The sequence below is a fragment of the Cereibacter sp. Soil_C_27 genome, assembly GCF_057657095.1.
This window is the reverse complement of the sequence record NZ_JBDGJD010000001.1, coordinates 609,923-623,837: the sequence shown is the minus strand read 5'-3', so window position 1 is coordinate 623,837 and position 13,915 is coordinate 609,923. Positions and strand designations below refer to the sequence as shown.

The 13,915-nt window shown below is 67.6% G+C and carries 9 protein-coding genes; 2 read left to right on the top strand and 7 right to left on the bottom strand.

What is annotated here, in order from left to right; translation table 11 throughout:
• Positions 1-26: 26 nt before the first annotated feature.
• On the top strand, positions 27-950 hold the full coding sequence (locus tag AC3A5Z_RS03120) for an alpha/beta hydrolase (RefSeq protein ID WP_487517934.1): 924 nt from the start codon (positions 27-29) through the stop codon (positions 948-950).
• Between the two features lie 72 nt (positions 951-1,022).
• Here AC3A5Z_RS03120 and AC3A5Z_RS03115 read toward each other — a convergent pair whose 3' ends face one another.
• The 5 genes from AC3A5Z_RS03115 to AC3A5Z_RS03095 form a co-directional block, all read right to left on the bottom strand.
• A complete protein-coding gene (locus AC3A5Z_RS03115; protein ID WP_487517933.1) occupies positions 1,023-2,657 on the bottom strand; it encodes an ABC transporter ATP-binding protein in 1,635 nt (544 codons plus the stop codon).
• Positions 2,650-3,468 (bottom strand): ABC transporter permease, encoded by an 819-nt coding sequence (locus tag AC3A5Z_RS03110; RefSeq protein ID WP_444668214.1) that lies wholly within the window; start codon positions 3,466-3,468, stop codon positions 2,650-2,652. Before AC3A5Z_RS03110 ends, AC3A5Z_RS03115 begins: the two co-directional genes overlap by 8 nt.
• Complete coding sequence (locus tag AC3A5Z_RS03105; protein WP_107663143.1) at positions 3,465-4,421, bottom strand: ABC transporter permease; 957 nt, start codon at positions 4,419-4,421, stop codon at positions 3,465-3,467. The genes AC3A5Z_RS03110 and AC3A5Z_RS03105 overlap by 4 nt, the downstream gene beginning before the upstream one ends.
• Before the next feature lie 9 nt (positions 4,422-4,430).
• Entirely contained in the window at positions 4,431-6,017 is a 1,587-nt protein-coding gene (locus tag AC3A5Z_RS03100; protein WP_487517932.1) for an ABC transporter substrate-binding protein, read from the bottom strand.
• 105 nt (positions 6,018-6,122) lie between these two features.
• The gene (locus tag AC3A5Z_RS03095; protein ID WP_487517931.1) at positions 6,123-8,120 is read right to left on the bottom strand and encodes a CocE/NonD family hydrolase; all 1,998 of its coding nucleotides are present in this window, start codon (positions 8,118-8,120) and stop codon (positions 6,123-6,125) included.
• A gap of 122 nt (positions 8,121-8,242) precedes the next feature.
• Between AC3A5Z_RS03095 and betC the strand changes: the two genes are divergently transcribed.
• Positions 8,243-9,748: a choline-sulfatase gene (gene betC / locus AC3A5Z_RS03090; protein ID WP_487517930.1), complete on the top strand. Its 1,506-nt coding sequence runs from the start codon at positions 8,243-8,245 to the stop codon at positions 9,746-9,748.
• A 154-nt stretch (positions 9,749-9,902) separates the two neighbouring features.
• Here the strand turns inward: betC and AC3A5Z_RS03085 are convergent, their stop codons facing one another.
• Together AC3A5Z_RS03085 and AC3A5Z_RS03080 are read right to left on the bottom strand one after the other, a co-directional pair.
• Positions 9,903-11,519 carry a GMC family oxidoreductase gene (locus AC3A5Z_RS03085; protein WP_487518621.1) on the bottom strand — a complete coding sequence of 539 codons (1,617 nt, stop codon included), beginning with the start codon at positions 11,517-11,519 and terminating at the stop codon, positions 9,903-9,905.
• Positions 11,520-11,613: 94 nt separating this feature from the next.
• The gene (locus tag AC3A5Z_RS03080; protein WP_487517929.1) at positions 11,614-13,632 is read right to left on the bottom strand and encodes a M3 family metallopeptidase; all 2,019 of its coding nucleotides are present in this window, start codon (positions 13,630-13,632) and stop codon (positions 11,614-11,616) included.
• Positions 13,633-13,915 lie beyond the last annotated feature (283 nt).

The following is a 13,915-nucleotide window of genomic DNA, read 5'->3' as shown; positions in this document are numbered from 1 at the left end:
CCCAAAGCCGAACCGAAAGCCAGAAGATGTCCGCACCCGATTATTCCCGCCTCTGCGATGCCGAGACCTGGGCCTTTATCCGCAAAACCGAGAGTTTCTATCCCGCCGACACCGCCAGCCGCAGCATTTCCGAACAGCGGGCGGTCTATGACGAAATGTGTGCGGCATTTCACCGCGCTCCCCCGCCAGGCGTGACCAGCACCGACCGCCCCTTCGGCGGCGTGCCTTGCCGGCTCTATGAGGGGCCCGCGGTGGCGGGCGTGGCGGTATATCTGCATGGCGGTGGGTTCGTGGTGGGGGGATTGCACAGCCATGACGATGTCTGTGCCGAGATTTGCGGGCGGGCGGGGTTGCGGGTGGTGAGTGTGGATTATCGGCTGGCGCCGGAGGATCGGCATCCGGCGGCGTTCGAGGATGCCTGGGCGGCGACCCGGGCTGTCGTGGAGGCGTTCGGGGCGGTGGTTCTGGTGGGGGACAGCGCGGGGGGGAGTTTGGCGGCTTCGGTCGCTCATGCCCTGCGAGGAACGGGGGCGGTGCGGGGGGTGGTGCTGGTCTATCCGGGGCTGGGGGGCGATCCGGATCGGGGGAGTTACCTGACCCATGCCGAGGCGCCGATGCTGAGCCGGGAGGATGTGCTGTTCTATGCCCGGACCCGGCACGGGGGGGAGCCTCCGGTGACGGACCCGACGGCGGAGGTGCTGAAGGATAGCGATTTCTCGGGGCTGCCGCCGACCTTCATCGTGACGGCGGAATGCGATCCCCTGTCGGATGACGGGCGGGAGTATCGGGACCGGATCGTGGCGGCGGGCGGGGTGGCCCGCTGGATCCAAGAGCCGGGGCTGGTGCATGGCTATCTTCGGGCCCGGCATGATGTGGGGCGGGCGCGGGAGAGTTTCGGGCGGATCGTTGCGGCGATCTCCGACATGGCGAAAGGGGATTTTCACGGGTGAAAATCCCCTCAAGGCCTTGATCTCACGCAACTTCCCGAAGCGTGTTAGGGGTTTCTTAACCCCTGCCCCGCCTCAGTTGCCCGCCGCTTCCATGCTGCGGGTCTCGATCACCTTCTCGAGCCAGCCGAGCTTCATCTCGGGCACCGAGGACAGCAGCAGGTCGGTGTAATCGTCGAAGGGCGGCGAGAGCACGTCGGTCTTGGTGCCGTAGCGCACCACCTCGCCGCGATACATCACCGCGATCCGGTCGGCGATGGCGCGCACCGTCGCAAGATCGTGGGTGATGAACAGATAGGCCACATGCTCCTGCGCCTGAAGCTCCAGCAGCAGCTTCAGGATGCCGTCGGCCACCAGCGGGTCGAGGGCCGAAGTCACCTCGTCGCAGATGATGAGCTTCGGCTTGGCCGCCAGCGCCCGGGCGATGCAGACGCGCTGCTTCTGCCCGCCCGAAAGCTCTGCCGGGTAGCGGTCGATATAGCCCGAGCCCATCTCGATCTGGTCGAGCAGCTCCTGCACCCGCTTGCGCCGGGCTTCGCCCTTGAGGCCGAAGTAGAACTCCAGCGGGCGACCGATGATCGTGCCGACGGTCTGGCGCGGGTTCATCGCGGTATCGGCCATCTGGTAGATCATCTGCAGCTCGCGCAGATCGTCCTTGCTGCGCGCCCGCAGTTCCGGCGAGAGCACCCGCCCGGCGAAGGTGATCTCGCCGCGCGAGGCGGGCAGGAGCCCGGTGATGACCCGCGCGAGGGTGGATTTGCCCGAGCCGCTTTCGCCCACCACCGCCAGCGTCTGCCCGGCGGGCAGATCGACGTTGATGTTCTTCAGGACGTCGAAATTGGTGCCGCGATAGCGCGCCGTCACGTTGCGCACCGACAGCACCGGCTCGGCCTCGGCCTTTTCCTTGTGGTCGATGGAGCGGACCGAGACCAATGCGCGGGTATAGTCTTCGCGCGGCGTCTCGATGATCTGCTGCGTCGTGCCGTATTCGACCTTCTTGCCCGCCCGCAGCACCATGATCGCATCCGCGACCTGCGCCACCACGGCGAGGTCATGGGTGATGTAGAGCGCGGCCACCCCGGTATCGGCGATGGCCTCCTTGATCGCGGCCAGAACCTCGATCTGGGTGGTCACGTCGAGCGCGGTGGTCGGCTCGTCGAAGATCACGAGGTCCGGCTTGGGGCAGAGCGCCATGGCCGTCATCACCCGTTGCAGCTGGCCGCCCGAGACCTGATGCGGGTAGCGCCGCCCGATGCTTTCTGGATTGGGCAGGCCGAGCTTGCGGAACAGCGAGATCGCCCGCTTCTCCGCCGCCTCTTTCGACAGGATGCCGTGGCGCAGCGAGGTCTCGATCACCTGATCCATCAGCCGCAGCGCCGGGTTGAAGGCGGCAGCGGCGGATTGCGCGACATAGGTGACCTCGCGCCCGCGCAGCTTGCGCAGATCGGACGAGCCGGCCAGCCGGATGTCGCGCCCGTTGAGGCGGATGGTGCCGCCGGTCAGCCGCACCCCGCCCCGGCCGTAAGCCATGGAGGAGAGGCCGATGGTGGACTTGCCGGCGCCGGATTCACCGATCAGCCCGAGCACCTTGCCCTTTTCCAGCGCGAAAGACACATCCTCGACCAGCACCACATCGCGCGGCGGCTCACCGGGCGGATAGGCGGTGGCCTCGATGCGCAGGCCTTCGATCGTCAGCAGGGGTTCAGCCACCGCGCCCTCCTTTCAGGCTCGTGGTGCGGTTCAGCACCCAGTCGGCAACGAGATTGACCGAGATCGCCAGCGTTGCGATGGCAACGGCGGGGATCAGCGCGGCGGGGATGCCGTAGACGATGCCGTCCTTGTTCTCCTTCACGATGCCGCCCCAGTCGGCCAGCGGGGGTTGCACGCCGAGACCGAGGAAGGAGAGCGTCGAGATGAACAGCACCATGAAGATGAAGCGCAGCCCCATCTCGGCCACCAGCGGCGAGAGCGCGTTGGGCAGGATCTCGCGGGCGATGATCCAGCCCTGCCGTTCGCCGCGCAGGCGGGCGGCCTCGACATAATCCATCACCGCGATATCGACGGCGACGGCCCGGCTGAGCCGGAAGACGCGGGTCGCATCGAGGATGCCCATGACGAGGATCAGCACCGGCAGGGTGACGGGCATGACCGAGAGCACCACCAGCGCCGAGATCAGCGAGGGGATCGACATCATCAGGTCCACCAGCCGCGACAGCACCTGATCGACCCAGCCGCCGCGCACGGCGGCGAGGAAGCCGAGCACCGAGCCCAGCGTGAAGCTGAGCAGCGTCGCCGCGGTGGCGACGAGGATGGTGGTGCGCCCGCCGTAGATCATCCGGCTCAGGAGGTCGCGGCCGATGCCGTCGGTGCCCAGCCAATGCTCGGCCGAGGACGGCTCCCAGACGCCGCCGACGACCTCGGCCATGCCGTAGGGGGCGAGCAGGTCGGCGAGGATGGCCGCAAGGAAATAGGCGGTGGTGAAGACCAGCCCGATGAGGGCGGAGATCGGGATACCCCTCATTTCGGATGCCTCAATCTCGGGTTGGTGAGGATGGAGATGACATCGGCGAGGATGTTCATGCTGATGTAGACGGCGGCGAAGACGAGGCCGCAGGCCTGCACCACCGGCACGTCACGCTTGGCCACATGGTCCACCAGATACTGCCCCATGCCGGGATAGACGAAGACTACCTCGACCACGACGACGCCGACCACGAGATAGGCCATGTTCAGCATCACCACGTTGACCACCGGCGCGATGGCGTTGGGCAGCGCGTGGCGGGCGATGACGGTGAAGGGACGCAGGCCCTTCAGCTCGGCCGTCTCGATATAGGCCGATTGCATGACGTTGAGGATCGCGGCGCGGGTCATGCGCATCATGTGACCGAGGACGGTCAGCACGAGGACGAGGACCGGCAGGCTGATGGCCTGCAGTTTCGCGCCGAGCGACATGCTGTCGTTGATCATCGCCAGCGAGGGGGCGATGGGGAAGGTGACCGACAAGAGGAAGATGGCGATGTAGCCCAGGAGGAACTCGGGCACCGAGACGGTGGCGAGGGTGATGGTGGAGATCACCTTGTCGGGCCAGCGGTCGCGGTAGCGCACGGCGATGAGGCCCAGAAGGATCGCCAGCGGCACCGAGACCACGGCGGCCCAGAAGGCGAGGAACAGCGTGTTCCAGAGCCGTCCGCCCATGCTGGTGGCGATGTCCTGACCGTTGGTCAGAGCGGTGCCGAGATCGCCCTGCAGCACGCCGCCGAGCCAGTTGAAATACCGCACATAGGCGGGATCGTTCAGCCCCAGCTGCGCGCGAAGATTCTCGAGCGCCTGCGGGGTTGCCCCTTGGCCTAGGATGTTCTGCGCCACATCGCCGGGGAGGATGGTCGTGCCGACGAAGATCAGCACCGAAGCGGCAAAGAGCAGCACGAGGCCCAGCGCGATGCGCTGGACCAGAAGTTTCAGGATGGGATTCATCCGCGGACCTTACGCGAGCCAGGTCTTGTGCGGCGCGAGGCCGTTCATGACCTCCTGCACGCCATTGGCTTCCCAGCCCTGCACCTGATTGCTCACCGCTTCGATGAAGTCGTTGAACATCGGGCAGATCAGGCCGCCCTCCTCGTGCAGGATCGAAGCCATCTGGGCATACATGCCCTTGCGCTTGGCCTCGTCGAGCTCGCCGCGGGCCTGCAGCAGCAGGGTGTCGAACTCGTCGTTGAAGAAGCGCGTGTCGTTCCAGTCGGCGGAGGACTGGTAGGCGGTGGAGTACATCTGGTCCTGCACCGGACGGCCGCCCCAGTAGGAAGCGGAGAAGGGCTGCTTGTTCCAGACCTCGGACCAGTAGCCGTCGCCGGGCTCGCGCTCGATCTGCAGCGGGATGCCCGCCTTCTGCGCCGACTGCTGGAACAGCGCCGCGGCGTCGATGGCGCCGGGGAAGGCCACGTCGGAGACGCGCAGGATGATCGGGCTGCCGTCATGGCCGGAGGCCTTGTAATGCTCGGCGGCCTTCTCGACCGAGAATTCGCGCTGCGGCAGGCTGTCGTCAAACAGCGGATAGGCGGCGTTGATCGGGATGTCGTTGCCGATGGTGCCGTAGCCCATCAGGATCTTGTCGAGCATCTCCTGACGGTCGATGGCGTATTTCAGCGCCAGCCGCAGATCCTTGTTGTCGAAGGGTGCGGTGTTGCAATGCATGATGAAGACGTAGTGGCCGCGACCGGCGACGTTCTTCACCGTCAGGTTCGGCGCGCGCGACAGCAGACCCGCGACCTTCGGCTCGACCCGGTTGGCGATATGCACCTGACCCGACTGCACCGCCGCCATCCGCGCCGTGGCGTCGTTGATGACGATGAACTCGACCCGCTCGTAATGGCCGCGCTCGCTGTCCCAGTAGTTCGCATGCTTCTCGAAGACATGGCGCACGCCGGGCTCGTCGGTGACGATCTTGTAGGCCCCTGCTCCGATGCCGTCGGCCGGAGTCTCGATGCCGCCGCCGGGCTGGATCATCAGGTGATAATCCCCCATCAGATAGGGCAGGTCGGCGTTCGGCGTGCTGAGCGTGACCGAGACGTAATCGCCGTCGACCTTCATCGACTCGATGCCCTGCATGATGCCGAGGGCACCCGACTGGGCCTTCTCGTCGCTGTGGCGCTGCAGGGTCTTGAGCACGTCATCCGGCGTCAGCGTCGCGCCGTTGTGGAATTCGACGCCCTTGCGGATCTTGAACATCCAGGTCTTGGCATCGGGCGTGCTTTCCACGCTTTCGGCCAGCCGCATCTCGAGCTTGCCGTCGGCGGAGGTGTCCACGAGGCTTTCGCCCGTGGTGCGCAGCACATGGAAGGGCACCTGGCTTGCCGCCAGTGCCGGGTCGAGGCTGTTGGTGCTTTCGCCGCCGCCGAGGCCCATGAGCAGCGTACCACCCTTGACCGGCTCCTGCGCGCGCAGGCCGGTCGCCAGCAGGGTGTTGGCCATCGTCGCGGTGATCCCCAGCGCGGCGGCCCGTCCCATGAAGGCGCGGCGGCCGATGCGGCCCTTGGCGGCGCGGGCAACCAGATAGTCGAGTTCGTCGTTCATTCGAAGTCTCCCTGTGGCATTTCGTCTTTTTTGTTGATTACTCAATCAATAACCCCCGAATCTTTTTTCGGGCAACGATTTCCTGCGATCCGCAGAAAATCTTGTTCAGATGAAGTCCCGTGGCACCGTCTCGTCGAAGCGCCGCGTCAGGATCAGGCTGTCGCCCTCGTAGGCGGTGAGTTCGGCCTGCATCCTGAGCCCGTCGGCGTCGCCGGTCATCAGCGTGGTGCAGCGCGTCATCACCGACCAGTCGCCGCGCGACAGGCGCTGCTCCCAGAAGATCTCGGACCGGGCCGAGAGCGGATCGTCGGGATGGATCGACCAGACCTCGCGCAGGGTCTCGCCGCTGACGAGGCCATGGGTCAGGTTCTCGCGCTCGCCGCCGTCATCCTCGACGATCAGCGACCAGCGCCCCGAGATCAGGTCGCGCTCCACCCGCCGGGCGGCGGAGCCCTCGCGCTGCACGCGGTGCTGCCACGGCGTGGCGCCCTCGGCGGGCGGCGGCTGCCATTCCGGGCCGCTTTCCTCGTGAACCGGCAATTCCAGCATGCCGTCCTGCAGGATCAGCGTCACCGGCTCGGGGCTGGGCCAGAGGAAGGGCCAGTAGCTGTTGGACAGCGCCAGCCGCAGCCGGTGGCCCGGCGCCAGACGATAGGCCATCTGGTCGAGCACCAGCTCCACCGCGATCTCCTCGCCCACCGGAACGGGGGCCGGGGTCTCGCGGCTGTCGCGGTGGCAGAGGTTCAGCATGCCATGGGCGATCCGCACCGAAGAGCCGTCGGGCGCCACGTCGCAGAGCCGCGCCACGATGAAGCCGCGCGGCTTGTCGCTGACGAGCCGCAGCTTCAGCACCGCCGCGCCCAAAAGCTCCACCGGGGTTTCCGCCTGCCTCGTGTCGAAGCAGAGCGACATGGCGTCGTCATGGCGCTGGTCGCCCGGCATCTCGGCGTTGAGGCCCATCGGGAAGAACTCGCCCGCGTCGAGACCCAGATGCTGCGGCGTGGAGATCGGCAGCTCCAGAAGCCCGCCGTCGCCGTCGAGCATACCGTCGAAGGAGAGTGCCATCTGCCGCGTGTAGGTGCGGTCGGAGGGCCAGGTGCTTTCCGCCAGCCAATGCCCCTCGCGATGCGGGGCCGAGGCGTCGGGCGGGGCGGAATGCAGCATGTAGGCGCGCATCGCCGGATCGGACTCGGCGCCGTTCTCGATGCCCTTCAGCCAGCGGTCCCACCATCGGATCGCCAGTTGCAGGAAACCCACCGTCGGCCCCGGCACCGCCTGATGCGGATATTGATGCACCCATGGCCCGACTATGCCTTGCACCGGGGCGGGCACATTGGCCACCAGATGACCCACGGTGTTCATGTAATTGTCGGCCCAGCCGCCGAAGGACAGCACCGGCACCTGCATCCGCGCGTAATCCTCGCGCACCGAGCCATGTTTCCAATAGGCGTCGTAGCTCTGGTGCGAGGCCCAGCGCGGCGCGAGGAAGGGCTCGGCCTCCAGCCGCTCCAGCCACTGCTCGCGCCAGTCGTCGCGCAGCGCCGGATCGGCCGGACGCGAGGAATAGGACAGCATCACCGCGCCCCAGCCGATGTTCTCGCCCAGCAGGCAGCCGCCCTTGAAGTGGATGTCACTCTCGAAACGGTCGGTGGTGGAATAGACCGAGATCACCGCCTTGAGCGCCGGGGGCTGCAGGAAGGCGGTCTGCAGGCAGTTGAAGCCGCCCCAGCTCTTGCCCATCATGCCGACGCTGCCGCTGCACCAGGGTTGGGCGGCGAGCCAGGCGATCACCTCGCAGGCGTCGGCGAGCTCCTGTTCGGAATATTCGTCCGACATCAGCCCGTCGCTGTCGCCATTGCCGCGCATGTCGACCCGGACGCAGGCATAGCCGTGCCCGGCAACGTAAGGGTGCATGATCTCGTCGCGCGCCAGCGTTCCGTCGCGCTTGCGATAGGGGATGTATTCCAGCACCGCCGGCACCGGATGGGTCGCCGCATCGGCGGGCATCCAGACCCGCGCCGAGAGCCGGCAGCCGTCGGCCAGCACGATCCCCACATCGGGATTCTCGACCACCGGGTGCGGCAGTTCGGTTACGATTTTCATCTGGCTCTCCTGTCGGTCTGGCGCGGAATTCCGTAAAGGGTCGCGGGCAGGACAGACGGGGCACAGGGCTCCAAGACAGTCATTGCGCGCAGCTTTGCCACAGAACGACCGGAAAGGCCACCATGACACGCCCCAATATTCTCATTTTGATGGTTGATCAGCTGAACGGGACGCTGTTTCCCGACGGCCCGGCGGACTGGCTGCATGCGCCCAACCTGAAGAAACTGGCCGAACGCTCGGCGCGTTTCGCCAATGCCTACACGGCGAGCCCGCTCTGCGCCCCGGCCCGCGCGTCCTTCATGTCGGGGCAGCTGCCCTCGCGCACCCGGGTCTATGACAACGCCGCCGAATTCGCCTCGGACATCCCGACCTACGCGCATCACCTGCGCCGCGCGGGCTATCAGACCACGCTGTCGGGCAAGATGCATTTCGTCGGGCCAGACCAGCTGCATGGATTCGAGGAGCGGCTGACCACCGACATCTACCCCGCCGATTTCGGCTGGACCCCCGACTATCGCAAGCCGGGCGAGCGGATCGACTGGTGGTATCACAACCTCGGCTCGGTGACCGGCGCGGGCGTGGCCGAGATCACCAACCAGCTGGAATATGACGACGACGTGGCGCATCAGGCCTGCCAGAAGCTCTATGATCTCTCGCGCGGGCTCGACGACCGGCCCTGGTGCCTGACGGTCAGCTTCACCCATCCGCACGATCCCTTCGTCGCCCGCCGCAAGTACTGGGACCTCTACGAGGATCACCCGATGCTGGCCGCGCCGACGCCGATCCCCTACGAGGATCAGGACCCGCATGCCCAACGGCTGATGGATGCCTGCGATTTCCGCGCGCTGGAGATCACCGACACGCATATCCGCCGCGCCCGTCAGGGCTATTTCGCCAATATCTCCTATGTCGACGACAAGATCGGCGAGGTGCTCGACGTGCTGGAGCGCAGCCGGCAGGAGGCGATCGTGATCTTCGTCTCGGATCATGGCGAGATGCTGGGCGAGCGCGGCCTCTGGTTCAAGATGAACTTCTTCGAGGGCTCGGCCCGGGTGCCGCTGATGATCTGCGCGCCTGAGGTGCCCGCCGGCCGGATCGACACGCCGGTGTGCAGCATCGACGTGACGCCGACGCTCTGCGCGCTGGCCGGCGTCGACATGGCCGAGGTGATGCCCTGGACCGACGGCATGAGCCTCGTGCCGCTGGCGCAAGGAACCGCCCGCAGCGAGCCGGTGCTGATGGAATATGCCGCCGAGGGCTCGATCACGCCCTTGGTGGCGATCCGCGAGGGCGAGTGGAAATACATCCGCTGCGCCGCCGATCCCGAGCAACTCTTCAACCTCGCCAGCGACCCGCAGGAACGGCAAAACCTCGCCGCCGATCCGGCCCATGCCGAGACCCTCGCCCGGCTGCGTTCGGCGTCCGAGGCGCGTTGGGATCTGGCCCGTTTCGACGCGCAGGTGCGCGAGAGCCAGGCCCGGCGCTGGGTGGTCTACGAGGCGCTGCGTCAGGGCGGCTACTACCCCTGGGATTACCAGCCGCTGCAGAAGGCCTCGGAGCGCTACATGCGCAACCACATGGATCTCAACATCCTCGAGGACAGCAAGCGCTTCCCCCGCGGCGAGTGACCCCTGAAGCCGCAGCGCCCCCGCTGCGGCTTCTTCTTTGCCCAAATTAATCAACGAAGCCCCCCGCGCCCCGTCGCCACACCGCGACCGGGAGCGACCCGCCATGGCAATGCCGCCCGAGGGGGCTCGATGCCCCCGAGGGCGGCTCCCCCGGCTAGCGGGCATCCGCCAGCACCCGCTCGGCGCCCTTCCAGCCCATCAGCATCGAGGGCGCGTTGGTATTGCCGGCGATGATGTTGGGGAAGGCCGAAGCGTCGATCACCCGAAGCCCCGCCACCCCATGCACCCGCAGCGAGGCGTCCACCACCGCGCTGCCCTCGTCGGGCCCCATGCGGCAGGTGCAGGACGGGTGATAGACCGTGCCCGACCGGGCGCGGAAATCGGCGATCAGCGCCTCGTCCCCCACCACCTCCGGCCCGGGGCGCAGTTCCTCGGCCATCACCGAGGCCAGCGCCGGTTGCGCCGCCAGATGCCGCAGGAACTTCACCGCCGCCAGCATCTCCTCGACATCGTGGTTGGTCGAGAAGGCATTGGCGGTGATTACCGGTGCCGCCAGCGGATCGGGGGTGCGCAGCCGGATATGGCCGCGGCTGGTGGGCCGGCAGTTCGACAGGCCGAGCGAGAAGCCCGGGAAGGGATCGGGCGACAACACCGGGCGCTCGCCCTCGCGCGGCATCAGGGTCGAGAAGGCCTGACAGTAGAGCTGCATGTTGGGCCGGTCGAGATCCGGCGAGGTGCGGAAGAAGCCGCCGCCGTGGTTGATCGACTTGGCCAGCGGGCCGTCGCGCAGCGCGAGCCAGCGCAGCCCCACCGCGAGCTTGCCATACCAGGGCCGCAGCAGGTCGTTGTAGGTCGGCCGCGTCATCCGCCACGTGTAGTTGATGCCCTGATGATCGGCGAGATGGTCGCCCACATTCGGATTGTCGCGCAGCACCTCGATGCCGAGCCCCTGCAGCAGCGCCCCCGGCCCGATGCCGGAGAGCTGCAGGAGCTGCGGCGAGTTCACCGCGCCACCGGCGAGGATCACCTCGGCCTTGCAGCGCAGGGTCTTCAGCTCGCCGCCGTGGCGATATTCCACCCCCACGGCGCGGCCTGCCTCCATCAGCACCCGCGTCGCCTGCGCGCCGGTGACGACGTGCAGGTTCGCGCGCTTCATCGCCGGGCGCAGGAAGGACCGCGCCGCCGAATTGCGCCGCCCGCCCTTCACCGTCAGCTGGTAGGGCCCTGCCCCCTCCTGCCGCGCGCCGTTGAAGTCGGGGTTGAAGGCGAGCCCCGCCTCGGCGCAGGCGTCGATGTAGCATGTGACCAGCGGGTGCAGCCCGTCGCGGTTGGCCGAGACGAAGAGCGGCCCGCCCTTGCCGCGGAAGGCGTCGCCGCCGGCCTCGTTGTCCTCCATCGCCCGGTAGGCGGAAAGCACCTCGTCCCAGCCCCAGCCCGGATTGCCCGCGGCCTGCCAATCCTCGTAATCCTGCCGGTGGCCACGGATCCAGACCATGGCGTTGATCGAGGACGACCCGCCGAGCACCTTGCCCCGCGGCCAGAAATCCGCCTGACCGGCCAGACCGGGATCGGGCTCGGTGCGGTACATCCAGTTCACCGAGGGGTCGTAGAACAGCTTGCCATAGCCCAGCGGCATCTGCACGAAAAGGCGCCGGTCGCTGCCGCCCGCCTCAAGCACCACGACGCGGTGCCTGCCGCCGGCGCTCAGCCGCTCGGCCAGGACCGAGCCTGCCGAGCCTGCGCCGACGATGATGTAATCCGGTGTTTCGATCACGCGGCTTCTCCTGCGGTCTGCGGTCAACCTAGCCGCCGGCAAGGCGGCGGCGCGGCGGAACGCGACAGTTCATGTCGGAACCCGACCGCCCTCAGGCGGCGTCGAGCAGCCCCCGACCTTTCAACAGCGGCTCCACCCCCGGCATCCGGCCGCGGAAATCGGTGTAGAGCGCCTCGGCCTCGCGCGAGCCGCCCGCCGAGAGGATGAACCGCTCCAGCTTTTCGGCCATCGCCGGATCGAAGGCATCGCCGGTCTCCTCGAAGGCGGCGAAGGCGTCGGCATCCATCACCTCGGACCACATGTAGCTGTAATAGCCCGAGGAATAGCCGTCGCCCGAGAAGATATGCGCGAAATGCGGCGTGGCATGGCGCATGCGGATCGCCTTGGGCATGCCCAGATCCGCCAGCACCTCGGCCTGTTTCGCCATCGGATCGGCGGGGGCCGCGCCCTCGTGGAAGGCCAGATCGACCAGCGCCGACGACACGAACTCAACCGTGGCGAAACCCTGGTCATAGGTCGAGGCGGCGAGCAGCCGCTGCACCATGTCGGCGGGCATAGGCTGGCCGGTCTTCCAGTGTTTCGCGTGTTTCTCCAGCACCTCGGGCACCGAGAGCCAGTGCTCGTAGAGCTGGCTCGGCAGTTCGACGAAATCGCGCGCGACCGAGGTGCCGGAGATGAAGCCATGCGTCACGTCGGACAGCATCTGGTGCAGGGCGTGGCCGAATTCGTGGAACAGGGTGCGGGCATCGTCCCAAGACAGGAGTGCCGGATCGCCCTTGGCGAAGTTGCAGACATTGACCACGATCGGCCGCACCTCGCCGCCGAGCTTGCGCTGGCTGCGCATCGCCGAACACCAGGCGCCGGAGCGCTTCGAGCCGCGCGCGAAGTAGTCGCCCAAGAACACCGCGACATGCTTGCCGTTCCGCGTCACCTCCCAGGCCCGCACGTCGGGATGGTAGAGCGGCACGTCGAGCGGGCGGAACTCCAGCCCGAACAGGCGGTTGGCGCAGTCGAAGGCGGCGCCGATCATCGCTTCGAGCGAGAGGTAGGGTTTCAGCGCCGCCTCGTCGAGATCGTGCTCCTCCAGCCGTCGGGCCTGCGAATAATAGCGCCAGTCCCAGGCTTCGAGATCGCCGTTCACGCCTTCGGCATGCATCCGGCCCTCCAGCACCGCGGCATCGGCCTCGGCCTTGGCCCGCGCCGGGGTCCAGACCCGCATCAGCAGGTCGCGCACCGCCTGCGGGGTCTTGGCCATCTCCGGCTCGAGCTTGTAGGCGGCGAAGCTCGGGTAGCCCAGGAGCTTCGCCCGCTCCTCGCGCAGGCTGAGGATCTCGGCGGCGATGGCGCGATTGTCGCTGGCATTGCCATTGGCGCCGCGCGCCACCCAGGCCTCGTAGGCGCGCTGGCGCAGGGGGCGGTTCGGCGAGGATTGCAGGAAGGGCACGATCAGCGAGCGGTTCAGCGTCAGCACATGGCCCTCGAGCCCGCGCTCCTCGGCGGCGGCGCGGGCGGAGGCGATGACGAAATCGGGCAGGCCTTCGAGATCGTCGGCGGAGAGCGGGAGGAACCAGTCGCGCTCGTCGGCGAGAAGGTTCTGGCCGAACTCGGTGCCGAGCACCGCCAGCCGCGCCTTCACCGCCGTCAGCCGTTCGGCCTCCGCGCCGTCGAGCTGCGCGCCGGAGCGGACGAACATGCGCCGATAAAGCGTCAGCACCCGCAGCTGCTCGTCGTCGAGGCCCAGCGTCTCGCGCTCCTGCCAGAGCGTCTCGATTCGCTGGAACAGCGCGCGGTTGTTGATGATCTCGGAGGAGAAGGCCGACATCTTCGGCGCGAGATCCCGCTGCAGCGCCTCGCGCGCCGGCGTGCTGTCGGCGCCGGCGAGATTGTAGAACACCCCGCCGACCCGGTCGAGGCTCTCCTCGGCCAGCTCCATCGCGGCGATGGTGTTGGCGAAGCCCGGCGCCTCGGGGTTGGTGGCGATGGCGGCGATATTGGCCCGCGCCTCGGCCAGGGCCGTATCGAAGGCGGGCATGAAATCCTCGTCGCGGATCGCGGCGAAGGGCGGCAGGGCGAAGGGCGTGTCCCAGGGGGCGAGCAGCGGATTGGTCATGCGGGCGGTCTCCTCGGGTGGCGGATGCGGCGGGCGCGTTGCGGCAAGGCTAGGCAAGGCCCCGGCGAAGGTCCAGCCCGGAGCCGCAGCGTCACGCAGATGCGATGGGGGGAGGAGGAAAAATCTTGAGAAAGATTTTTCCCGCCCGGCCTCAGCCGTGGACCCAGCCCTTCAACGCCCCGCTGTGGCCTCCGCGGGGTAGAAAAATCTTCCTCAAGATTTTTCCCGCCCGGCCTCAGCCGCGAGCCCTGCCCTCCGGCGCCGCGCGGGGGCCTCCGCGGGA

What these genes read in the sequence shown, in the direction of transcription:
- AC3A5Z_RS03120 (WP_487517934.1), top strand. Translation starts at nt 27, where the DNA reads ATGTCCGCACCCGATTATTCCCGCCTCTGCGATGCCGAGACCTGGGCC.
- AC3A5Z_RS03110 (WP_444668214.1), bottom strand. Translation starts at nt 3,468, where the DNA reads ATGAGGGGTATCCCGATCTCCGCCCTCATCGGGCTGGTCTTCACCACC.
- AC3A5Z_RS03105 (WP_107663143.1), bottom strand. Translation starts at nt 4,421, where the DNA reads ATGAATCCCATCCTGAAACTTCTGGTCCAGCGCATCGCGCTGGGCCTC.
- AC3A5Z_RS03100 (WP_487517932.1), bottom strand. Translation starts at nt 6,017, where the DNA reads ATGAACGACGAACTCGACTATCTGGTTGCCCGCGCCGCCAAGGGCCGC.
- AC3A5Z_RS03095 (WP_487517931.1), bottom strand. Translation starts at nt 8,120, where the DNA reads ATGAAAATCGTAACCGAACTGCCGCACCCGGTGGTCGAGAATCCCGAT.
- betC (WP_487517930.1), top strand. Translation starts at nt 8,243, where the DNA reads ATGACACGCCCCAATATTCTCATTTTGATGGTTGATCAGCTGAACGGG.
- AC3A5Z_RS03080 (WP_487517929.1), bottom strand. Translation starts at nt 13,632, where the DNA reads ATGACCAATCCGCTGCTCGCCCCCTGGGACACGCCCTTCGCCCTGCCG.